At 61.6% G+C, this 22247-nt stretch carries 22 protein-coding genes; 1 reads left to right on the top strand and 21 read right to left on the bottom strand.

Annotated features, from left to right (window positions below; all coding sequences use genetic code 11):
- Nucleotides 1–3: 3 nt before the first annotated feature.
- From rplP to rplJ, 17 genes are all read right to left on the bottom strand, one after another.
- The gene (rplP, locus tag ACZYTC_RS05850; protein WP_149254714.1) at nt 4–417 is read right to left on the bottom strand and encodes a 50S ribosomal protein L16; all 414 of its coding nucleotides are present in this window, start codon (nt 415–417) and stop codon (nt 4–6) included.
- 30 nt (nt 418–447) lie between these two features.
- Nucleotides 448–1158, bottom strand: coding sequence for a 30S ribosomal protein S3 (gene rpsC, locus ACZYTC_RS05845; protein ID WP_149254713.1), 711 nt, complete (start codon nt 1156–1158; stop codon nt 448–450).
- Between the two features lie 10 nt (nt 1159–1168).
- Nucleotides 1169–1549, bottom strand: coding sequence for a 50S ribosomal protein L22 (gene rplV / locus ACZYTC_RS05840; protein ID WP_068292065.1), 381 nt, complete (start codon nt 1547–1549; stop codon nt 1169–1171).
- Between the two features lie 3 nt (nt 1550–1552).
- On the bottom strand, nt 1553–1831 hold the full coding sequence (gene rpsS, locus ACZYTC_RS05835; protein ID WP_068292063.1) for a 30S ribosomal protein S19: 279 nt from the start codon (nt 1829–1831) through the stop codon (nt 1553–1555).
- Between the two features lie 11 nt (nt 1832–1842).
- A complete protein-coding gene (gene rplB / locus ACZYTC_RS05830; RefSeq protein WP_149254712.1) occupies nt 1843–2676 on the bottom strand; it encodes a 50S ribosomal protein L2 in 834 nt (277 codons plus the stop codon).
- A gap of 28 nt (nt 2677–2704) precedes the next feature.
- The gene (locus ACZYTC_RS05825; protein WP_434956969.1) at nt 2705–3001 is read right to left on the bottom strand and encodes a 50S ribosomal protein L23; all 297 of its coding nucleotides are present in this window, start codon (nt 2999–3001) and stop codon (nt 2705–2707) included.
- Entirely contained in the window at nt 2998–3618 is a 621-nt protein-coding gene (rplD, locus tag ACZYTC_RS05820; protein ID WP_149254710.1) for a 50S ribosomal protein L4, read from the bottom strand. Before rplD ends, ACZYTC_RS05825 begins: the two co-directional genes overlap by 4 nt.
- A 10-nt stretch (nt 3619–3628) precedes the next feature.
- The gene (rplC, locus tag ACZYTC_RS05815) at nt 3629–4333 is read right to left on the bottom strand and encodes a 50S ribosomal protein L3 (RefSeq protein ID WP_434956970.1); all 705 of its coding nucleotides are present in this window, start codon (nt 4331–4333) and stop codon (nt 3629–3631) included.
- 31 nt (nt 4334–4364) lie between these two features.
- Entirely contained in the window at nt 4365–4673 is a 309-nt protein-coding gene (gene rpsJ / locus ACZYTC_RS05810) for a 30S ribosomal protein S10 (protein ID WP_068292049.1), read from the bottom strand.
- Nucleotides 4674–4742: 69 nt separating this feature from the next.
- Nucleotides 4743–5933 carry an elongation factor Tu gene (gene tuf, locus ACZYTC_RS05805; protein ID WP_434956980.1) on the bottom strand — a complete coding sequence of 397 codons (1191 nt, stop codon included), beginning with the start codon at nt 5931–5933 and terminating at the stop codon, nt 4743–4745.
- Nucleotides 5934–5987: 54 nt separating this feature from the next.
- Nucleotides 5988–8063 carry an elongation factor G gene (gene fusA / locus ACZYTC_RS05800; RefSeq protein WP_434956972.1) on the bottom strand — a complete coding sequence of 692 codons (2076 nt, stop codon included), beginning with the start codon at nt 8061–8063 and terminating at the stop codon, nt 5988–5990.
- Nucleotides 8064–8091: 28 nt separating this feature from the next.
- Nucleotides 8092–8562 carry a 30S ribosomal protein S7 gene (gene rpsG, locus ACZYTC_RS05795; RefSeq protein WP_068299564.1) on the bottom strand — a complete coding sequence of 157 codons (471 nt, stop codon included), beginning with the start codon at nt 8560–8562 and terminating at the stop codon, nt 8092–8094.
- Between the two features lie 14 nt (nt 8563–8576).
- Nucleotides 8577–8948 (bottom strand): 30S ribosomal protein S12, encoded by a 372-nt coding sequence (rpsL, locus tag ACZYTC_RS05790; protein ID WP_068299562.1) that lies wholly within the window; start codon nt 8946–8948, stop codon nt 8577–8579.
- Between the two features lie 481 nt (nt 8949–9429).
- Nucleotides 9430–13632 carry a DNA-directed RNA polymerase subunit beta' gene (gene rpoC, locus ACZYTC_RS05785; RefSeq protein ID WP_434956973.1) on the bottom strand — a complete coding sequence of 1401 codons (4203 nt, stop codon included), beginning with the start codon at nt 13630–13632 and terminating at the stop codon, nt 9430–9432.
- Between the two features lie 134 nt (nt 13633–13766).
- Nucleotides 13767–17888: a DNA-directed RNA polymerase subunit beta gene (gene rpoB, locus ACZYTC_RS05780; protein ID WP_434956974.1), complete on the bottom strand. Its 4122-nt coding sequence runs from the start codon at nt 17886–17888 to the stop codon at nt 13767–13769.
- Nucleotides 17889–18201: 313 nt separating this feature from the next.
- The gene (gene rplL / locus ACZYTC_RS05775) at nt 18202–18576 is read right to left on the bottom strand and encodes a 50S ribosomal protein L7/L12 (RefSeq protein WP_434956975.1); all 375 of its coding nucleotides are present in this window, start codon (nt 18574–18576) and stop codon (nt 18202–18204) included.
- 53 nt (nt 18577–18629) lie between these two features.
- Nucleotides 18630–19148: a 50S ribosomal protein L10 gene (gene rplJ, locus ACZYTC_RS05770; protein WP_434956976.1), complete on the bottom strand. Its 519-nt coding sequence runs from the start codon at nt 19146–19148 to the stop codon at nt 18630–18632.
- Nucleotides 19149–19717: 569 nt separating this feature from the next.
- Between rplJ and ACZYTC_RS05765 the strand changes: the two genes are divergently transcribed.
- On the top strand, nt 19718–20053 hold the full coding sequence (locus tag ACZYTC_RS05765; protein WP_488989105.1) for a hypothetical protein: 336 nt from the start codon (nt 19718–19720) through the stop codon (nt 20051–20053).
- A gap of 56 nt (nt 20054–20109) precedes the next feature.
- Here the strand turns inward: ACZYTC_RS05765 and rplA are convergent, their stop codons facing one another.
- The 4 genes from rplA to secE form a co-directional block, all read right to left on the bottom strand.
- Entirely contained in the window at nt 20110–20808 is a 699-nt protein-coding gene (rplA, locus tag ACZYTC_RS05760) for a 50S ribosomal protein L1 (RefSeq protein WP_434959656.1), read from the bottom strand.
- 4 nt (nt 20809–20812) lie between these two features.
- Nucleotides 20813–21244 (bottom strand): 50S ribosomal protein L11, encoded by a 432-nt coding sequence (rplK, locus tag ACZYTC_RS05755; RefSeq protein WP_105865683.1) that lies wholly within the window; start codon nt 21242–21244, stop codon nt 20813–20815.
- A 159-nt stretch (nt 21245–21403) separates the two neighbouring features.
- Nucleotides 21404–21937: a transcription termination/antitermination protein NusG gene (gene nusG / locus ACZYTC_RS05750; protein WP_434956978.1), complete on the bottom strand. Its 534-nt coding sequence runs from the start codon at nt 21935–21937 to the stop codon at nt 21404–21406.
- Between the two features lie 12 nt (nt 21938–21949).
- Entirely contained in the window at nt 21950–22147 is a 198-nt protein-coding gene (gene secE, locus ACZYTC_RS05745; protein WP_434956979.1) for a preprotein translocase subunit SecE, read from the bottom strand.
- Nucleotides 22148–22247 lie beyond the last annotated feature (100 nt).

Genomic DNA, 22247 nt, shown 5'->3' with positions numbered 1-22247 from the left:
TCCTCACTCGGCGATGCGCTGGACGAAGCGGGTCTTGATCGGCAGCTTGGCGGCAGCGAGCGTCAGGGCGGAGCGAGCGATTTCCTCGCTCACGCCGTCCAGTTCGAACATGATGCGACCCGGCTTGACGCGGGCGACCCAATGATCGGGAGCACCCTTGCCTTTACCCATGCGCACCTCAGCCGGCTTCGCCGAAACCGGCACGTCCGGGAACATGCGGATCCACACGCGACCCTGACGCTTCATTTCGCGGGTGATCGCACGACGAGCGGCTTCGATCTGACGCGCGGTGATACGTTCGGGCTCAAGAGCCTTCAGGCCGAACTGGCCGAAGTTCAGGAGCGCGCCCGAGGAGGCCACACCGTGAATGCGGCCCTTGAACTGCTTACGGAATTTAGTGCGCTTGGGTTGCAACATGGTTCTATTCTCTCAGATCCCCGCAGCCGCTCAAGCAGCTTCGTGACGGGGGCGCGAAGACGAACGGCCGGTGTCGGCCTCCGCCAGGCGCTTGTCCTGGGCCATCGGATCATGCTCGAGGATTTCACCCTTGAAGATCCAGACCTTGATGCCGCACGTACCGAAGGTGGTGAACGCCGTCGCCGTGCCGTAATCGACATCGGCCCGCAGCGTATGCAGCGGCACGCGACCTTCGCGGTACCACTCCAGACGCGCGATTTCGGCGCCGCCCAGACGGCCCGAGCAATTGATACGAATGCCCTCGGCGCCCAGACGCATAGCCGACTGAACGGCACGCTTCATGGCACGACGGAAGGCAACGCGACGCTCGAGCTGCTGCGCGATGGAGTCGGCAACCAGGGTCGCATCCACTTCCGGCTTGCGCACTTCAACGATGTTGATGTGCACTTCCGAGGTGGTGAGCTTCGACACGGCCTTCTTCAGCTTGTCGATGTCAGCGCCCTTCTTGCCGATCACGATGCCCGGACGAGCCGAGTAGATCGTGACGCGGCACTTGCGGTGCGGACGCTCGATGACGATGCGCGACACCGCGGCCTGCTTCAGGAGCTTCATCAGCGCCTGACGGATCGCAATATCTTCGTGCAGCAGCTTGCCATATTCGCCCTTGTTGGCGAACCAGCGGGAATCCCAGGTCCGGTTGATGCCCAGACGCAGGCCGATCGGATTAACTTTCTGTCCCATCGCTTGCTCCTTACGCCTTGGCTTCGACCTGGCGGACAACGACCGTCAGGTTGGAGAAGGGCTTCTCGATGCGCCCTGCCCGGCCACGGGCACGAGCGTGGAAACGCTTGATGACGAAGGCCTTGCCGACATAGGCTTCGGAGACGATCAAATCGTCTACGTCGAGGCCATGATTGTTCTCGGCATTGGCGATGGCGCTCTGCAGCGTCTTCTTCACGTCGGTGGCGATACGCTTGCGCGAGAAGGTCAGGTCGGCCAGAGCCGAGTCCACCTTCTTGCCGCGGATCAGCGACGCGACGAGATTGAGCTTCTGCGGCGAAACGCGCAGCATGCGCGCAACCGCCTTCGCCTCGTTGTCAGGCAGGGCCCGTTCGGACTTCGGCTTGCCCATCGTTTACTTCCTCTTCGACTTCTTGTCCGCCGCGTGACCATAGAAGGTCCGGGTCGGAGCAAATTCGCCGAGCTTCATGCCAACCATGTCTTCGGTCACCTGAACCGGAACATGCTTCTGGCCGTTGTAGACGCCAAAAGTCACGCCGATGAAGTGCGGCAGAATGGTGGAGCGGCGGCTCCAGGTCTTGATGACTTCGCTACGGCCGGAGCCGCGCGCGGCATCCGCCTTTTTCAGGAGGTACCCGTCAACAAACGGGCCTTTCCAGACTGAGCGGGACACGTGTGGTCTCCTTACTTCTTCTTAGCGTGACGGGACGAGACGATGAACTTGTTCGTCGCCTTGTTCGAACGCGTCTTCTTGCCCTTGGTCGGCTTGCCCCAAGGCGTGACGGGGTGACGACCACCGGAGGTACGGCCTTCGCCGCCACCATGGGGATGGTCGATCGGGTTCATGGCAACGCCGCGGACGGACGGCTTGATGCCGAGCCAACGCGAACGACCCGCCTTACCGAGCGAGATGTTCATGTGGTCCGGGTTCGACACCGCACCCACCGTGGCAAAGCAGCTCGACAGAACCAGGCGCTGCTCGCCCGAGTTCAGGCGCAGGATGACATAGGCGCCATCGCGGCCGGCGATCTGGGCATAGCTGCCGGCGGAACGAGCCACCGAGCCACCACGGCCGAGCTTGAGCTCGACATTGTGGACGATGGTGCCGACCGGCATCGCAGACATCGGCATGGCATTGCCAGGCTTCACGTCGGCCGAAGCAGCCGCGATCACCTTGTCGCCGACAGCCAGACGCTGCGGAGCCAGGATGTAGGCCTTCTCGCCATCGGTATAGTCGATGAGCGCGATGAAGGCCGTGCGGTTGGGATCATACTCGATCCGCTCGACCGTACCCTCGACATCAAGCTTACGGCGCTTGAAATCGATGATGCGGTAGGCGCGCTTGTGCCCGCCCGACTTGCGGAACGAGGTGATGCGGCCCGTATTGTTGCGGCCACCCGACTTGGTCAGGCCTTCGGTCAAGGTTTTGACCGGTGCGCCCTTGTAGAGGGCGGAACGGTCGACCAGCACGAGCTGGCGCAGGCCCGGCGTAACCGGCTTGTATTTCCTGAGAGCCATTGGTCTCTCTCCCTTTCCGGCCCGCGCCTCAGAGGCCCGTCGTCACGTCGATCGTGTGGCCTTCGGCCAGGGTCACGATCGCACGCTTGACATCGCTCTGAGTGCCCAGAATGCCCTTGAAACGCTTGGTCTTGCCCTTGCGAACGAGCGTGTTGACGCCCATCACCTTGACATTGAACAGCTTTTCGACGGCGGCTTTGATCTGCGGCTTGGTCGCATCCGGAGAAACCCGGAACACCACCTGATTATGCTCTGAGTGAGCGGTCGCCTTCTCGGTGATCACCGGCGACACGATCACGTCGTAATGCCTGACATCGGTGCTCATTTGAAGCGCGCCTCCAGCGCATCGACAGCCGCCTTGGTCAGCACGAGGCTGTCACGGCGGAGAATGTCGTAGACGTTGATGCCCTGAACCGGCAGCACATCCACGTTTGGAATGTTGCGGGCGGCCAGCGCGAAGTTCTGGTCGAGTTCGGCGCCATCGATGATCAGCACATTGGCCAAGCCACGCTTGCCGAAGGTATCCTTCAGCGCCTTGGTCTTGATCACTTCGGCGACGGCCTTGTCGACGATGATCAGCTGCTGCGTTTTCGCTTTGGACGAAAGCGCATGCTTGAGGCCGAGAGCGCGAACCTTCTTGGGCAGGTCGTGGGCGTGGGAACGCACGACCGGACCGAAGGCGCGGCCACCGCCACGGAACTGCGGAGCCGAGGCTGCACCGTGACGAGCACCACCGGTGCCCTTCTGCTTGTACAGCTTCTTCTTGGTCCGGTTGATTTCGGACCGGCCCAGCGTCTTGTGCGTACCGGCCTGGCGCTTGGCCAGCTGCCAGCGCACGACGCGCTGCAGGATGTCGGTGCGCGGCTCGAGACCGAAGATCTCGTCCGACAGCGTGACAGAACCGGCTTCGGAGCCTTCGAGAGTGGTAATTGCGAGTTTCATCGGCTCCTCCTCACTCGCCAGCAGCTGCGGCTGCAGCTTCAGGCAAGCGGAATGCGCCGGGCTTCGGCGCTGCTTCCGGCAGCTGCTTCTTCACGGCGTCGCGCACCAGGATCCAGCCGCCCTTGGCGCCGGGAACGGCACCCTCGACCAGGATCAAGCCACGCTCGACGTCGGTGCGCACGACCTTGAGGTTCAAGGTGGTGATGCGCTCGTCACCCATGTGACCCGCCATCTTCTTGCCGGCGAACGTCTTGCCCGGATCCTGCCGCTGACCGGTCGAACCATGGGCACGATGCGTGATCGAGTTACCATGGCTGGCTCGGTGGCCGGCAAAGTTCCAGCGCTTCATCGAACCGGCAAAACCCTTGCCGATCGAAGTACCGGTGACGTCGACGAACTGGCCGGGGACGAAGTGGTCCGCGGTGATCGTTGCGCCAACCGGAATCAGGTCGCTTTCCGGTACGCGGAATTCGACGACCTTACGCTTGGGCTCCACGTTGGCAACAGCGAAGTGGCCGCGCTGCGCCCTGGTCGTGTTCTTGACCTTGGCGAGGCCGGCACCGAGCTGAAGCGCGGTATAGCCGTTCTTATCGTTAGTCCTGTGAGCGACGACCTGGCAATCGTCGATACGGAGAACCGTGACCGGGACATGCTCGCCAGCGTCGTTATAGACGCGGCTCATGCCGATCTTCTGTGCAATGACACCAGAACGCATGGCGTTCGTTCCTAAGCCTAGAGGAGCCTGATCAGAGCTTGATCTCGACGTCCACGCCTGCGGCGAGGTCGAGCTTCATGAGCGCGTCCACGGTCTGCGGGGTGGGGTCTACGATGTCGAGCAGGCGCTTATGGGTGCGCATCTCGAATTGCTCACGCGATTTCTTGTCCACGTGCGGCGAGCGGTTCACCGTGTATTTTTCGATCCGCGTTGGCAGCGGGATCGGTCCGCGGACGGCGGCGCCAGTGCGCTTGGCCGTCGATACGATCTCGCGGGTCGACGTATCGAGAATACGATGGTCGAACGCCTTGAGACGGATGCGGATGTTCTGGCCGTTCATTGCCCTGACTCCGAAAATTAAATGGCGCGCCGCTCAACGGCGCGCCGAAAGACGCGCTTTGATGAGCTCTTATTCGATGATTGCGGCGACGACGCCGGCGCCGACGGTACGACCGCCTTCACGGATGGCGAAGCGCAGCTTCTCTTCCATGGCGATCGGCACGATCAGGTTCACTTCCATGGCGATGTTGTCGCCAGGCATCACCATCTCCGTACCCTCAGGCAGCGTCACCACGCCCGTCACGTCCGTCGTGCGGAAGTAGAACTGCGGACGGTAGTTGCCGAAGAACGGCGTATGACGACCGCCCTCTTCCTTGGTCAGGATGTAGGCTTCGGCCTTGAACTTGGTGTGCGGCTTCACCGAACCGGGCTTGCACAGCACCTGCCCGCGCTCCACGTCCTCACGCTTGGTGCCGCGCAGCAGCGCGCCGATGTTGTCGCCAGCCTGGCCCTGGTCCAGAAGCTTGCGGAACATCTCGACGCCCGTCACCGTCGTCTTCTGCGTGGCGCGGATGCCGACGATCTCGACTTCCTCGCCAACCTTGACGATGCCGCGCTCGACACGGCCGGTCACGACCGTGCCACGGCCCGAGATCGAGAACACGTCTTCAACCGGCATCAGGAAGGGCTGGTCGATCGGACGCTCGGGCTGCGGGATGTAGTCGTCAACCGTCTGCATCAGCTTCAGCACCGCGTCATGACCAATCGCCGGGTTGACGTTGTCCAGAGCAGCCTTCGCAGAGCCCATCGTGATCGGAATGTCGTCGCCGGGGAACTCGTACTTCGACAAAAGCTCGCGAACTTCCATCTCAACCAGCTCAAGCAGCTCCGGATCGTCGACAAGGTCGACCTTGTTCAGGAACACGACCAGCGCCGGAACGCCGACCTGGCGGGCCAGCAGAATGTGCTCGCGCGTCTGAGGCATCGGGCCGTCCGCTGCCGAAACAACCAGGATCGCGCCGTCCATCTGCGCCGCGCCCGTGATCATGTTCTTAACATAGTCGGCATGCCCGGGGCAGTCGACGTGGGCGTAGTGACGGTTCTTCGTCTCATACTCCACATGCGCCGTCGAGATCGTGATGCCACGAGCCTTCTCTTCCGGTGCCTTGTCGATCTGGTCATACGCCGTGAACGTCGCACCGCCCGTCTCGGCAAGCACCTTCGTGATCGCCGCTGTCAGCGACGTCTTGCCATGGTCAACGTGACCAATCGTGCCGATGTTGCAGTGCGGCTTGTTGCGTTCAAATTTCTCTTTGGCCATCGGGGCCTCCTTCACCTGTCGCCGAAACGGCGGATGAAACTCAAATCAAGGGGATCAGGCGTACTTCGCCTGGATTTCAGCAGCGACGTTGGACGGCGCCTGTTCGTAATGATCGAACTGCATCGTGTAGCTGGCGCGGCCCTGGGTAAAGGAACGCAGCTGGTTGACGTAGCCGAACATGTTCATGAGCGGAACCATGGCGTTCACGACATTCGCGTTGCCGCGCATGTCCTGGCCCTGGATCTGTCCACGCCGGGAGTTGAGATCGCCGATGACCGAGCCGGTATATTCTTCCGGGGTAACGACTTCGACCTTCATGATCGGCTCGAGCAGGACCGAATGGCCCTTCTGCAAACCTTCACGAAGAGCGGCGCGCGAGGCGATTTCGAAGGCCAGAGCCGACGAGTCGACTTCGTGGAAGGCACCGTCGATCAGCGTGACCTTGACGTCGACAACCGGGAAGCCGGCGACGATGCCCGCACCCAGAACCGAGTTGAGGCCCTTTTCGACGCCGGGAATATATTCCTTGGGCACCGAACCGCCGATGATCTTCGATTCGAATTCGAAGCCCTTGCCGGGTTCGTTCGGCTCGACGACGAACTTGACGCGAGCGAACTGGCCGGTACCGCCGGTCTGCTTCTTGTGGGTGTAGTCGATCTCGGCCTTTTTGGTGATCTTCTCGCGGAAGGCCACCTGCGGCGCGCCGACATTGACCTCGACCTTGTGGGTACGACGCAGAATGTCGACCTTGATGTCGAGATGGAGTTCACCCATGCCCTTGATGATGGTCTGGCCGGATTCCTGATCGGTCGACACACGGAAGGACGGATCCTCCGAAGCGAGCTTGATCAGGGCCAAAGCCATCTTTTCCTGGTCCGCCTTGGTCTTGGGTTCCACGGCCATTTCGATGACGGGCTCGGGGAATTCCATGCGTTCCAGGATGACGGGCTTGTTGGGATCGCACAGGGTGTCGCCGGTGCGGGTGTCCTTGAGGCCAACCAAGGCGACGATGTCGCCAGCATAGGCTTCAGCGATTTCCTCGCGGTTGTTGGCATGCATGAGTACCATGCGGCCGACACGCTCGGTCTTCTCGCGGGAGGAGTTGAGCAGCGAGACGCCCTTCTCGAGCTTGCCCGAGTAGATGCGGCAGAAGGTCAGGACACCATACTGGTCGTCCATGATCTTGAAGCCGAGAAGAGAAAGAGGCTCGGAGTCCGAAGACTTGCGCTCGATTTCTTCTTCGGTCTCCGGGTCGATGCCCTTGATGGCCGGCACGTCGACAGGCGACGGCAGATAGTCGACCACGGCATCAAGAAGGGTCTGTACGCCCTTGTTCTTGAAGGCGGAACCAGCGAGAACCGGATAGAAGGCGCCCGTGAGGACGGCCTTGCGGATCAGACGCTTCAGCGTCGCTTCATCCGGCTCCTGGCCATCGAAGAAGGCAGCGAGAACCTCGTCATCGAGTTCCACAGCAGCTTCGATGAGCATGTTGCGGTACTCGACGGCCTTCTCGACCATGTCTTCCGGGATCGGCAGATCGGCGTCGAACTCGGCGCCCAGCGATTCACCCGACCAGATCACGGCCTTCATGCGAACGAGATCGATGATGCCCTTGAAGTTCGACTCCGAACCGATCGGCAGCTGAATGGCGATCGGCTTGGCGCCAAGGCGCTTCACGATGTCGTCGAGGCACTTGTAGAAGTCGGCGCCCGTCTTATCCATCTTGTTGGCGAAGACGATACGCGGAACCTTGTACTTGTCACCCTGGCGCCAGACGGTCTCGGTCTGAGGCTCGACGCCTTGGTTGGAGTCGAGCACGCAGACGGCACCGTCGAGCACGCGCAGCGAACGCTCGACTTCGATGGTGAAGTCGACGTGACCGGGGGTGTCGATGATGTTCAGGCGCTTGCCGGCCCACAGAGCGGTCGTCGCGGCGGACGTGATCGTGATGCCGCGCTCCTGCTCCTGGGTCATGAAGTCCATGGTGGCGGCGCCGTCATGGACTTCGCCGATCTTGTGGGACTTGCCGGTGTAGTAAAGGATCCGCTCGGTCGTCGTGGTCTTACCGGCGTCGATATGCGCCATAATACCAAAGTTGCGGTAGTCCTCGATCGCGTGGGTGCGGGCCATCGTGTGATCCTCAGTCCTGTCTTCCGGCTTACCAGCGGTAATGCGAGAAGGCGCGGTTGGCTTCCGCCATCCGGTGCGTGTCTTCGCGTTTCTTCACGGCGTTGCCGCGATTGTTGGAGGCGTCGAGCAGCTCGCCCGACAGCTTCTCTTCCATGGTCTTCTCGTTGCGGTTACGGGCCGCGCTGAGGATCCAACGGATGGCGAGAGCCTGGCGGCGCTCCGGACGAACTTCGACCGGGACCTGATAGGTCGCACCACCAACGCGGCGGGAGCGAACCTCGATCGCCGGGGCGACATTCGACAAGGCAGTCTGGAACACCGTGATCGGGCTCTGCTTGGCCTTGGCTTCGATGGTGTCGAAAGCGTCGTAGACGATCTTCTCGGCAACCGACTTCTTGCCATCATACATGATGGCATTCATGAACTTGGTCACGACGAGATCACCGAACTTCGGATCCGGAATGATCTCACGCTTTTCTGCACGATGGCGACGGGACATGGTGAAATCTTCCCTTACTTCGGACGCTTCGCGCCGTATTTCGAACGGCGCTGCTTACGGTTCTTGACACCCTGGGTATCGAGAACGCCGCGGAGAATGTGATAGCGGACGCCGGGCAAATCCTTCACGCGGCCGCCGCGGATCATGACCACGGAATGCTCCTGAAGGTTATGGCCTTCGCCGGGGATGTAGCCGATGACCTCGAAGCCATTGGTGAGACGCACCTTGGCAACCTTACGCAAAGCCGAGTTCGGCTTCTTCGGAGTCGTCGTATACACACGAGTGCACACACCGCGCTTCTGCGGGCATGCTTCCAGGTGGCGCGCCTTCTCGCGATACACTTTCGGTTCGCGCGGCTTGCGGATCAGCTGGCTAATGGTTGGCATCGTTCGCCCTTCAACATCGATTAGTACGCCCCTACGAACGCACTGCTTTGCCCTGCGTGAGCAATCACGCAAAACGAAACCGCGCCAGCTTCCCTATTAGGGGATGCAAGCGCGACACCCACAGAGGATCGCAACGCAGAGCGTACGATCATGACCGGAACTGTGTCTGGTAGCCCGGAGGCAGCGTTTAAGCGATCAGTTCCGCGTCTTGTCGACTGCAGGAACAATACGGCTTACGGCCCGCCCTGAAAGTGATGTGGTCTTTAACTGCCGACTCGCCTCTCGTCAAGCGCGAAGCGTGTCAAATTTACCAATAAATGAGGTTTTTGAGCCGATAGGGCCTTTCGCATAGCCCCTTTGCCGTTTTGCATGACTTCGGGCTTCGGGTCTGCCCCTCCCTCGTCATGATCACGGCTCCCTCAAAGACGAAAGGGCGGCTCTTACAAGCCGCCCTCCCATTCAACCGATCGGTTGAATTTTCTTACTCCGCCGCGGGCAATGCCACGACTTCGGCTTCGGCCGCCGGCGTAGCCGGAACACCGGCCTCGGCCTGCTTCTGCTGCAGGATGAGATCGTCGCGGCGCTTGGCGATCTCGCGGACCCGAGCAACCTGGGCACCAGTACCGGCCGGGATGAGGCGGCCGACGATGACGTTCTCCTTGAGGCCCTCCAGCGTATCCGACTTGCCGTTGACGGCAGCTTCGGTGAGCACGCGGGTGGTTTCCTGGAAGGAGGCCGCCGAGATGAACGAACGCGTCTGCAGCGAAGCCTTGGTGATGCCGAGCAGCACCGGATGGCCCACCGCGGGCTTCCTGCCCTCCTCGACCGCCTTGAGGTTGGCCTCTTCGAACTCGATGCGGTCGACCTGCTCGCTGGGTAGGAACTCGGTCTCACCGGCGTCGGTGACCTCGATCTTCTGCAGCATCTGCCGGACGATCACTTCGATGTGCTTGTCGTTAATCTGCACGCCCTGCAGGCGGTAGACTTCCTGGATTTCGTTGACCAGGTAGGCCGCCAGTTCCTCGACGCCCTTGACCGCCAGAATATCGTGCGGAGCCGGGTTACCATCGACGATGAAGTCACCCTTCTCGACGACGTCGCCGTCCTGGAGATGGATGTGCTTGCCCTTCGGGATCAGATATTCGACCGGCTCCTGATCAGCCTCATGCGGCTGGATCACGAGACGACGCTTGTTCTTGTAGTCGCGACCGAACTGGATCGTGCCGGTGATTTCGGCGATGATCGCCGCATCCTTCGGACGACGAGCCTCGAACAACTCGGCCACGCGCGGCAGACCGCCCGTGATGTCGCGGGTCTTGGCGCTCTCCAGCGGCACGCGGGCGATGACGTCGCCGGCATTCACCTTCGAGCCTGGATCGACCGAGATGACGGATTCGGCCGCCAGGAAGTAGCGGGCGTCGCCGCCGCGCGACAGCTTGGCGATCTTGCCGTCGCCGCCCTTGATCACCAAGGCCGGACGCAGATCCGCCGAGCGGCTCGACGTCCGCCAGTCGGAGACCACGCGCTTGGTGATGCCGGTCGACTCGTCGGCGCTCTCGTTAACCGAGATGCCGTCGACCAGATCCTCATAGCCGATCACACCGTCGAGTTCGGTGATCACCGGGCGGGTGTAGGGATCCCACTCGGCGATACGCTGGCCGCGCTTGATCTTGTCACCGTCATCGACCTTGATGCGGGCACCATAGGGGACGCGGTTGACCGAGCGCTCCGTGCCGTCATGGTCGAGGACCACGACAGCCAGGTTGCGGGCCATGGCAATCAACTCGCCGTCCGTGTTCCGCACCACGTTGCGGTTACGGATCTTGACCGTGCCCTCGAAGGTCGACTCGATGTTCGACTGCTCGTTGATCTGCGCCGCGCCACCGATGTGGAAGGTACGCATGGTGAGCTGCGTACCCGGCTCGCCGATCGACTGCGCCGCAATGACACCGACAGCCTCGCCCATATTGACGCGCGTGCCGCGTGCCAGGTCGCGACCATAGCAGGTGGCGCAGACGCCGTTCTTGGTCTCGCAGGTGAGCACCGAACGGATCTTGATCTCCTGCAGGCCCGAGGCACTGATCAGGTCGACTGCCTTCTCGTCGATCATCTCGCCCTTCGGCACGATGACGGTGCCGGTCGAGGGGTCGGTGATGTTCTGAGCCGCGGTACGACCGAGGACGCGAATGCCGAGCGAAGCCACGACCTGGCCCGCATCGACGATCGCACGAACACCGATGCCGCCTTCCGAGCCGCAATCGGTCTCGGTGATGATCGAGTCCTGGGCGACGTCGACGAGACGACGCGTCAGATAACCCGAGTTCGCCGTCTTCAAGGCGGTGTCGGCCAGACCCTTGCGGGCGCCGTGGGTCGAGTTGAAGTACTCGAGCACGGTGAGGCCTTCCTTGAAGTTCGAGATGATCGGCGTCTCGATGATTTCACCCGACGGCTTGGCCATCAGGCCGCGCATGGCGCCGAGCTGACGCATCTGGGCCGGCGAACCGCGGGCCGAGGAGTGCGCCATCATGTAGATGGAGTTGATCGGCTTGTCGCGGCCGCTCTCGTCCTTCTTCACGGCCGAAATGCGGTCCATCATCTCCTTTGCGAGACGATCGGCACACTTGGCCCAGGCATCGACGACCTTGTTGTACTTCTCACCCTGGGTGATCAGACCGTCATTGTACTGCTGCTCGTAATCCTTCGCGAGAGCGTCGGTCTCGGCCACGATCTTCCACTTGTTTTCCGGCACGACAATGTCGTCCTTGCCGAAGGAGATGCCCGCCTTGAAGGCGTTGGAGAAGCCGAGCGTCATGATGCGGTCGCAGAAGATGACCGCCTCCTTCTGACCCACGTTGCGATAGACGACGTCGATGAGGGCGGAGATTGCCTTCTTCGTCATCAGATTGTTGGCGGCCTCGAAGGAGATCTTGGGATTCTTCGGCAGCAGCTCGGCCAGCTTCACGCGGCCGGGCGTGGTGTCGTAGATCTTGGTGACCTCGTTGCCTTCGGCATCGATGCCCCTCCAGCGCCACTTGATCTTCGAGTGCAGCGTGACGACTCTGTTGTCGATCGCATGATCGAGTTCGCCGACGTTGCCGAACACCATGCCCTGCCCGGGCTCGCCGTCCGACATCAGCGTCACATAATACAGGCCGAGCACGACGTCCTGCGACGGTACGATGATCGGCTGACCATTGGCCGGATGCAGGATGTTGTTGGTCGACATCATCAGCACGCGCGCTTCCAGCTGCGCTTCGAGCGACAGCGGGACGTGCACGGCCATCTGGTCACCGTCGAAGTCCGCATTGAAGGCGGTGCAGACAAGCGGATGCAGCTGGATGGCCTTGCCTTCGATCAGCACCGGCTCGAAGGCCTGGATGCCAAGGCGATGCAGCGTCGGAGCACGGTTGAGCAGCACCGGATGCTCGCGGATGACCTCGTCGAGGATATCCCAGACTTCCGGCTTTTCCTTCTCGACCAACTTCTTGGCCTGCTTGACGGTCGCGGAGAGCCCCTTGGCGTCGAGACGCGAATAAATAAAGGGCTTGAACAGCTCCAGCGCCATCTTCTTGGGCAGGCCGCACTGATGCAGCTTCAGCTCAGGACCGACGACGATGACCGAACGGCCGGAATAGTCGACGCGCTTGCCGAGCAGGTTCTGGCGGAACCGGCCCTGCTTGCCCTTGAGCATGTCGGACAGCGACTTCAGCGGGCGCTTGTTGGCGCCGGTGATGACGCGGCCACGGCGGCCATTGTCGAACAGCGCGTCCACAGCTTCCTGCAGCATGCGCTTTTCGTTACGGATGATGATGTCAGGCGCACGCAGTTCGATCAGCCGCTTCAGACGATTGTTGCGGTTGATGACACGGCGATAGAGATCGTTGAGGTCCGAGGTCGCGAAGCGCCCACCGTCGAGCGGGACGAGCGGGCGCAGATCCGGCGGGATCACCGGCACGGCCGTCAGGATCATCCATTCAGGCTTGTTGCCCGACTGGACGAAGGCCTCGATGATCTTCAGGCGCTTGGCCAGTTTCTTAGGCTTGAGCTCCGAGGTGGACTCGGCGATCTCGACGCGCAGATCCGCCGCGATCTTCTCCAGATCCATGGAGCGCAGCATCTCGCGGATGGCCTCGGCGCCGATCATCGCGGTGAAGCTGTCCTCGCCATACTCGTCCTGAGCGCGCGCATACTCATCCTCAGAGAGGAGTTGACGCTCCTTCAAGGGGGTAAGGCCGGGCTCGATCACAACGTAATATTCGAAGTACAGGATGCGCTCGAGATCCTTGAGCGTCATATCCATCAAGAGGCCGATGCGGCTCGGCAGCGACTTCAGGAACCAGATATGGGCGACGGGCGCAGCGAGTTCGATATGGCCCATGCGCTCGCGGCGGACGCGCGACAGCGTGACTTCGACGCCGCACTTCTCGCAGATGACGCCCTTGTACTTCATGCGCTTGTACTTGCCGCACAAGCACTCGTAATCCTTGATGGGTCCGAAGATGCGCGCGCAGAACAAGCCGTCACGCTCGGGCTTGAACGTACGGTAGTTAATGGTCTCCGGCTTCTTGATCTCGCCGTAGGACCAGGAAAGAATCTTTTCCGGCGAAGCGATCGAGATCTTGATCTGATCGAAGGTCTGCGGCTGCGCTACCGGATTGAAGAGATTCATGACCTCTTGGTTCATGGCCGTCTCCAGGTTTGCGCTAAGGCGGGGCCAACGCCCCTGCCCGCGCGGATAAAAATGGGGGGCGGGTCTTCAGACCCGCCTCATTCGCGGCACGGTCACGGCGGGTCCGAAGACCCGCCTCCCGGGCAATGTCACTCGGCAGCTTCGGCCGGCGGCAGCATCTGGTCGGCGTTGCGCAGGCCGGTGAGCTCGACATTGAGGCCCAGCGAACGCATTTCCTTGACCAGCACGTTGAACGATTCCGGAATGCCCGCCTCGAAGGTGTCGTCGCCGCGCACGATGGCCTCGTAGACCTTGGTGCGGCCCGCCACGTCGTCCGACTTGACGGTGAGCATCTCCTGCAGCGTGTAGGCGGCGCCGTAGGCTTCCAGGGCCCACACCTCCATTTCGCCGAAGCGCTGACCGCCGAACTGCGCCTTGCCACCCAGCGGCTGCTGCGTGACCAGCGAGTACGGGCCGATCGAACGGGCATGGATCTTGTCGTCGACCAGATGGTGCAGCTTCAGCATGTAGATGTAGCCGACTGTCACCTTGCGGTCGAAGGGATTGCCCGTGCGCCCGTCATAGAGCTGCACCTGACCCGAGGCGTCATGCCCCGCCATCCTGAGGAAGTCGACGATGTCGCTTTCCTTGGCGCCGTCGAAGACCGGGGTCGCGATCGGCACGCCGCGGCGAAGCGTCGAGGACATGTCGACGAGCTCACGCTCGTCCATGGACTCGATCTCTTCATTTTTGCCGTAGATGCGGTCGAGCGTATCCTTGAGCTGCTTGGCCCCCTTGCCCCTCTTATAGGCGTCGATGGCATCGCCAACGAGTTTGCCGAGACCGGCAGCTGCCCAACCCATATGGGTTTCGAGAATCTGACCGACATTCATGCGGCTGGGAACGCCGAGCGGGTTGAGCACGATGTCGACCGGCGTGCCATCCTCGAGGAAAGGCATGTCTTCGATCGGCATGATGCGCGAAACCACGCCCTTGTTGCCGTGACGGCCGGCCATCTTGTCACCCGGCTGGATCTTGCGCTTCACGGCGACGAAGACCTTGACCATCTTCATCACGCCGGGCGGCAGTTCGTCGCCACGCTGCAGCTTCTCGACCTTGTCCAGGAAGCGCTGTTCAAGGCGCTTCTTGGATTCGTCGTACTGCTTGCGCATGGCCTCGACCTCGCTCATCAGAGCGTCGTCGGCCACGGCGAAGTTCCACCACTGCGAGCGCGGATACTCCTGCATCACGTCGGCAGTAAGCACCGTCTCCTTCTTGAAGCCCTTAGGCCCGCCAATCGCCGCCTTGCCCTCGAGCAATTCGACGAGACGCTGATAGACGTTGCGGTCGAGGATCGCCTGCTCGTCGTCACGGTCCTTGGCCAGGCGCTCGATCTCTTCGCGCTCGATCGCCTGGGCACGCTCGTCCTTGTCGACGCCGTGGCGGTTGAACACGCGCACTTCGACGATGGTGCCGGTGACGCCCGGGGGAACACGCAACGAGGTATCGCGCACGTCGGAGGCCTTTTCGCCGAAGATGGCGCGCAGGAGCTTTTCTTCCGGCGTCATCGGGCTCTCGCCCTTCGGCGTGATCTTGCCAACCAGGATGTCGCCGGCCTGCACCTCGGCGCCGATATAGACGATGCCAGCCTCGTCCAAGTTCTTCAGCGCCTCTTCCGAGACGTTCGGAATGTCGCGCGTGATTTCTTCCGGACCCAGCTTGGTATCGCGGGCCATCACTTCGAATTCGTCGATGTGGATCGAGGTGAACACGTCCTCCTTGGCGATGTTCTCGCTGAGCAGGATGGAGTCCTCGAAGTTGTAGCCGTTCCAGGGCATGAACGCGACGAGCACGTTACGGCCAAGCGCCAGCTCGCCGAGTTCGGTCGAGGGACCGTCGGCGATGATGTCACCCTTCTTCACGACGTCACCGACGCGGACCAGCGGCTTCTGCGTAATGCAGGTCGACTGGTTGGAGCGCTGGAACTTCATCAGGCGGTAGATGTCGACGCCCGACTGCGTCGGATCGAGATCGGCGGTGGCGCGGATAACGATACGCGTCGCGTCGATCTGGTCGACGATGCCGGTGCGGCGGGCGCCGATGGCAGCGCCGGAGTCACGGGCCACCACGCTTTCCATGCCGGTGCCGACGAACGGCGCATCGGCGCGCACCAGCGGCACGGCCTGGCGCTGCATGTTCGCTCCCATCAGCGCCCGGTTGGCGTCGTCATTCTCGATGAAGGGAATGAGCGCGGCGGCAACCGAAACCAGCTGCTTAGGCGACACGTCCATGTAGTCGACGCGGTCAGGCGTCACCATGACGTTTTCACCGGCATGACGGCAGACCACGAAGTCCTCGGTCAGCCGACCTTCCTGGTCGAGCGGGATGTTGGCCTGGGCGACGTAGTATTTGCCCTCTTCCATCGCCGACAGATAGACGACCTCGGGCGTGACCTTGCTGTCGCGGACGCGACGGTAGGGCGCCTCGATGAAGCCGTATTTGTTGACGCGAGCAAAGGTCGCCAGCGAGTTGATCAGACCGATATTCGGGCCTTCCGGCGTCTCGATCGGGCAGATGCGGCCGTAGTGGGTCGGATGCACGTCGCGCACTTCGAAGCCGGCACGCTCGCGGGTCAGACCACCCGGGCCAAGCGCCGACAGGCGACGCTTGTGGGTGATTTCCGACAGCGGGTTGGTCTGGTCCATGAACTGCGAGAGCTGCGAAGAGCCGAAGAACTCGCGCACGGCGGCAGCCGCCGGCTTGGCGTTGATCAGATCCTGCGGCATTACGGTGTCGACGTCGACCGAGGACATGCGCTCCTTGATGGCGCGCTCCATGCGCAGCAGGCCGACGCGATACTGATTTTCCATCAGCTCGCCGACCGAGCGCACGCGGCGGTTGCCGAGATGATCGATGTCGTCGATCTCGCCCTTGCCGTCGCGCAGGTCCACCAGCGTCTTGACCACGGCCAGGATGTCGTCCTTGCGCAGCACGCGGACGGTATCCTCGGCATCGAGGTCGAGGCGCATGTTCATCTTGACGCGGCCGACCGACGAGAGGTCGTAACGCTCGGAATCGAAGAACAGCGACTGGAACATCGCCTCGGCGGAGTCGATCGTCGGCGGCTCACCCGGACGCATCACGCGATAGATGTCGAACAAGGCCTCTTCGCGCGAGTTGTTCTTGTCGACCGCCAGCGTGTTGCGGATGTAGCCACCAACCGTGACGTGATCGATGTCGAGCACGGGAATCTCGTCGAAACCCTCGTCGCCGAGCAGCTTCAGGTTCTTCTCGCTGAGCTCGTCGCCAGCTTCCAGATAGACCTCGCCCGTGTTGAGATTGACGATGTCCTCGGCGACGTAACGGCCGATCAGATCCTCATCCGTGACGCGCAGGGCCTTGAGGCCCTTGTCGGCCAGCGCGCGGGCAGAACGCGCCGTCAGTTTCTTGCCGGCTTCAACCACGACTTCGCCGGTATCGGCGTCGATGAGATCGATGGTCGGCTTGACGCCCTTCAGACGGTTCCAGTCATAGGGAACGCGCCAGCCATCCTTGTCGCGGACATAGGTGATGGAGTTGTAGAAGGTACGCAGAATTTCTTCGCCATCCATGCCGAGGGCAAAGAGCAGCGAGGAGACCGGGATCTTGCGGCGGCGATCGATGCGCGCATGCACGATGTCCTTGGCATCGAACTCGATGTCGAGCCAGGAGCCGCGATAGGGAATGATGCGTGCGGCGAACAGGAGCTTGCCCGACGAGTGGGTCTTGCCCTTGTCGTGATCGAAGAACACGCCCGGCGAACGGTGCATCTGGGAGACGATGACGCGCTCGGTGCCGTTGACGATGAAGGTGCCGTTCGAGGTCATGAGCGGCATGTCGCCCATGTAGACGTCCTGCTCCTTGATGTCCTTCACGGAGCGGGCGCCGGTTTCCTCGTCGACATCGAACACGATCAGACGCAGTGTCACCTTGAGAGGCGCAGCAAAGGTCATGCCGCGCTGGCGGCACTCGTCGACGTCATATTTCGGCGCTTCGAATTCGTAGCGGACGAATTCGAGCATCGCCTTGTTGGAGAAGTCCGAGATCGGGAAGACCGACTTGAATACGGTCTGCAATCCCTCATCCGTCCGCCCGCTCTCGGGCTCCAAGACCTGGAGAAACTGGTCGTAGGAAGCCTTCTGAACCTCGATCAGGTTCGGCATCGTCGCGACTTCGCGGATCTTTCCGAAAAACCGGCGGACGCGCTTGCGGGCATTGGTCGTCTGAGCCATGTGGTCCTCGTCCTTTCAAGCAGGCCCGGCACCATTGCACCGATCCTGCAGGCATTTGAATCGCAGGGAAGATTGCCCTCCCCGCCCGGCACAGCGCCGCTGGTGCGGCCCGGTGCTGAAACTGTCGGCCGGATCACCGGCCCTCGCCATTCTCGTCACGGCAGACCGGAAAATCCCGAACGATCTCATCCAATTGGATCGAAATCTCGAAGATTCTCTGGTCCGCCGTTCCGGCATCTGGTGCGCAAGGCCCCAAAACGCCGAAAAGGCCCCGGGGGAAACCCCGGGGCCAAATCGCCTGAAGCAAGCTCGCTTACTTGAGCTCGACCTTGGCGCCGACCTTCTCGAGGGCAGCCTTGATCTTGTCGGCTTCTTCCTTGGCCACGGCTTCCTTGACGGGCTTCGGAGCAGCTTCGACCAGGTCCTTGGCTTCCTTGAGGCCGAGGCCGGTGATCGCGCGGACTTCCTTGATGACCTCGATCTTCTTGTCGCCAGCAGCAGCCAGAACAACGGTGAACTCGGTCTGAGCTTCAGCAGCCGGAGCGGCCGCAGCAGCCGGGCCAGCCGACACTGCAACAGCAGCAGCAGCCGAAACGCCCCACTTCTCTTCCAGGGCCTTGGCGAGGTCAGCGGCTTCCAGAACCGTCAGGCTCGAGAGGTCTTCAACGATCTTTTCAATCTTGGACATTGTCCGTAATCCTTAGTTTAGGTTCGTACCGGTTTATCGGGTTGCGAACGGCCTTACGCCGCTTCGTCTCGCTTGGCATAGGCTCCGAACACGCGAGCCAGCTTGGCAGCCGGTGCGTTGACGACCTGAGCGACCTTGGTAGCCGGGGCCTGGATAAGGCCGATAAGCTTGGCGCGCAGTTCGTCCAGAGACGGCAGAGACGCAAGCGCCTTGACACCATCCTGGTTCAGAGAGGTCTTGCCCATCGCGCCGCCGAGGATAACGAACTTGTCGTTGGCCTTGGCGAAGTCGACGGCGACCTTCGGAGCAGCCACAGGATCGCTGGAATAAGCGATCAAGGTCGGGCCCTTCATGAGGGGCGCGATGGAGGCCACATCCGTGCCATCGAGAGCGATCTTGGCGAGGCGGTTCTTAGCGACCTTCACGGTCGCACCAGCTGCCTTGGCCTGCTTGCGCAGGTTCTGCATCTGGGCGACGGTCAGGCCGGAATAGTGAGCTACGACGACGACGCCAGAAGCCTTGAAGACTTCCTGGAGAACGCCGATGAACTCCTGCTTTTCCGCTCTTTCCACGTTGCTCTCTCCGGTTGCAGCTTTCCCAAATTCAAAGGAAAGCCGACCGTTGCATTTGCCGCCTTAGGGATACCGGCGAACCGGAACCTTGAAAGGCGACGCTCGATTGCCTGTCCCTCGTTATCGGACGTGCGTCAAAATGACACATGCCATCACAACGAGCGAGTCGGATCGAACCAATTCACGAGGCAGCCGCGAGGCGGATACCGAAAACCGGTCTTCCCCGTCTATGCAGGCCAAAAGGAGCGCTTTTCAGGGCCTCTCCCGGCGATTAAGCAGGTTTCCCTGCGCCTGCAGTCTCGGACAGGACATGGCCGTCAAGGCTCGAAAACCCTTCCGACCAGCCTACCGTCCAAATTGCTTTGGACAGCAAAAATCCCGGGCTGTTTACACATCCCAGGGTCATGAACCTTTGATCAGTTCAGTGAGAAGCGCGATATAGTCCCTCTTGGCCGAATTGCCAAGGGGGAATTTGATCGTTACCCCAATTTTTCAAGACGCGATCGAAACACGTTGACCTGCCAATGTCGCAGCAGCTTGCTTGCCCCCAGGATACCAAGGCGACGGGGATGTACAAGTTGGAAATCTCGGGAGCGACGATCAATTGCCTCTTTACGGAAAGCCCGCAGAGGGGTGCTGCGCTGGGGTTGCTGGCACTGATGAGGGGTATCAGCGAGCAATGCTACTACGCCGGCTGGATGTCAGATCTGGAATATGACCTTTGGCAAATCGCCCGGGAGGCGCCATACGGCCATGGAACGATAACCGCAAGACAGGCGCAGCTCCTGCGCCTTCTCACCGAAGAGGCGGATGGTTGGTGTACCTACTCGGATGGTGACGATCCAGTCTTCCTGGATCTTGCGTCATGGCGCGAAAAAGCTGCCTCTAGACCAACTCGAACATAGAAAACCCCGCCGAAGCTGCTTCGGCGGGGTTTTCAAATCGTTCGATGCAAAACGGATCAGGCGCTGAGCACGCTGGCCGGATCGATCTTCACGCCGGGGCCCATGGTCGAAGACAGGGCGACGCGCTGGACATAGGTGCCCTTCGCGCCAGTCGGCTTGGCCTTGACCACGGCGTCGGCGAAAGCCTTGATGTTCTCGGCGAGCTTGTCGGCCGAGAACGAGGCCTTGCCGATGGCGCCATGCACGATGCCGGCCTTCTCGACACGGAACTCGACCGAACCACCCTTCGAAGCCTGCACGGCCGAGGTGACGTCCATGGTCACGGTACCGACCTTCGGGTTCGGCATCATGCCGCGCGGGCCGAGCACCTTACCCAGACGACCGACCAGCGGCATCATGTCCGGGGTGGCGATGCAGCGATCGAAATCGATCTTGCCGCCATTGACGATCTCGACGAGATCCTCTGCGCCCACCACATCGGCACCGGCAGCGCGGGCTTCGTCAGCCTTGGCGCCCCGGGCGAACACGGCCACGCGCAGCGTCCGGCCCGAACCGTTGGGCAGGTTGCAAACACCGCGGACCATCTGGTCGGCATGGCGAGGATCGACGCCCAGATTCATGGCGATCTCGACGGTTTCGTCGAACTTGGCCTTGGCGCGGTCCTTGATCAGGGCCACAGCCTCATCCAGGCCGTAGAGCTTGATGCGGTCAATGCCTTCCTTGGCCGCGCGAATACGCTTTCCTTGATGTGCCATCATATCACCCGACGATCTCGAGGCCCATCGACTGGGCGGAACCCTTCACCATGGCCATAGCGGCCTCGACCGTATCGCAGTTGAGGTCGGGCAGCTTCTTCTCGGCGATCTCACGGATCTGGGCGATCGTGATCTTGCCAGCCTTGGCGCCCTTGCCGGGGGTCTGTGAACCCGACTTGATGCCGGCAGCTTCCTTGACCCAGTAGGACACCGGGGGAAGCTTCAGTTCGAAGGTGAAGGAACGGTCCTGATAGGCCGTGATGATGACCGGGATCGGCATGCCCTTGGTCATCTGCGCGGTCTTCGCATTGAAAGCCTTGCAGAATTCCATGATGTTCAGGCCGCGCTGACCGAGCGCGGGGCCGATGGGCGGCGACGGGTTCGCGGCGCCGGCCGGAACCTGAAGCTTGACGTAGCCCGTAATTTTCTTCGCCATTTGTTGCTCCTATGCGGGTTGCCCCGCGGTTATCAGCCATCAAGAGGATGGCAGGCCATCGAGAGGATGGCAGGTGACCATCGAGATGGCCGGAGTTTCGCGGTTCGGTTTCATCGGGCGGCGATCGGCCCGATGTCTCCTCCCGCGTATGGAATCAGGTCAAACCTTCTCGACCTGCCCATATTCGAGTTCGACCGGGGTGGCCCGGCCGAAAATGGAAACCGCCACCTTGAGGCGGGCACGCCCCTCGTCGACTTCCTCGACGATGCCGTTGAAGGATGCGAACGGGCCGTCCGCGACCTTGACCTGCTCGCCGACCTCGAAGCTGACGGAGGGCTTGGGACGCTCGACGCCATCGGCGACCTGCCCCTTGATGCGCTCCGCCTCACGGTCGGGAATCGGCACGGGCTTGGCCTTGTCGGCACCCAGGAAGCCGGTGACCTTCGGCGTGTTCTTGATGAGGTGATGCACCTCGTCCGTCAGGTCGCACTTCACCAGCACATAGCCGGGGAAGAACTTGCGTTCGGTGTCGACCTTGCGGCCGCGGCGAACCTCGACGACCTTTTCGGTCGGCACCAGGATCTCTTCGAACAGATCGGAGAGCCCACGCTGGGCGATCTGCTCGCGAATCGACTGCGCGACCTTGTTCTCGAAGTTGGAATAGGCGTGAACGATGTACCAGCGCTTGGCCATTATGGATTTTCCCTAGCGGCCCAGATTCACGATGAAGGAGACGGCACGGATCAACACGGCATCCGTGATGGAGAAGAAGATGGCCATGGCGATGGTGAAGATGACGACCATGAGGGCCGTGATCATGGTTTCCCGGCGGGTGGGCCAGGTGACCTTGTTCGTTTCGTTGCGAACCTGTCGCAAGAACTCCATCGGAGTCGTCTTTGCCATCGTTCTACCGCCTTGACCGAAACAGGATTGTTCCGGCACTCATTTCGAAATCCTACCTTGCAAATGCAAGGCCGGGCCTGAGCGGAGCGTGGATGAAGCG

This window comes from Labrys sp. F242, from assembly GCF_057813875.1.
Note: the sequence above shows the minus strand (reverse complement) of the source record. Positions and strands in the feature narration are given on the sequence as shown.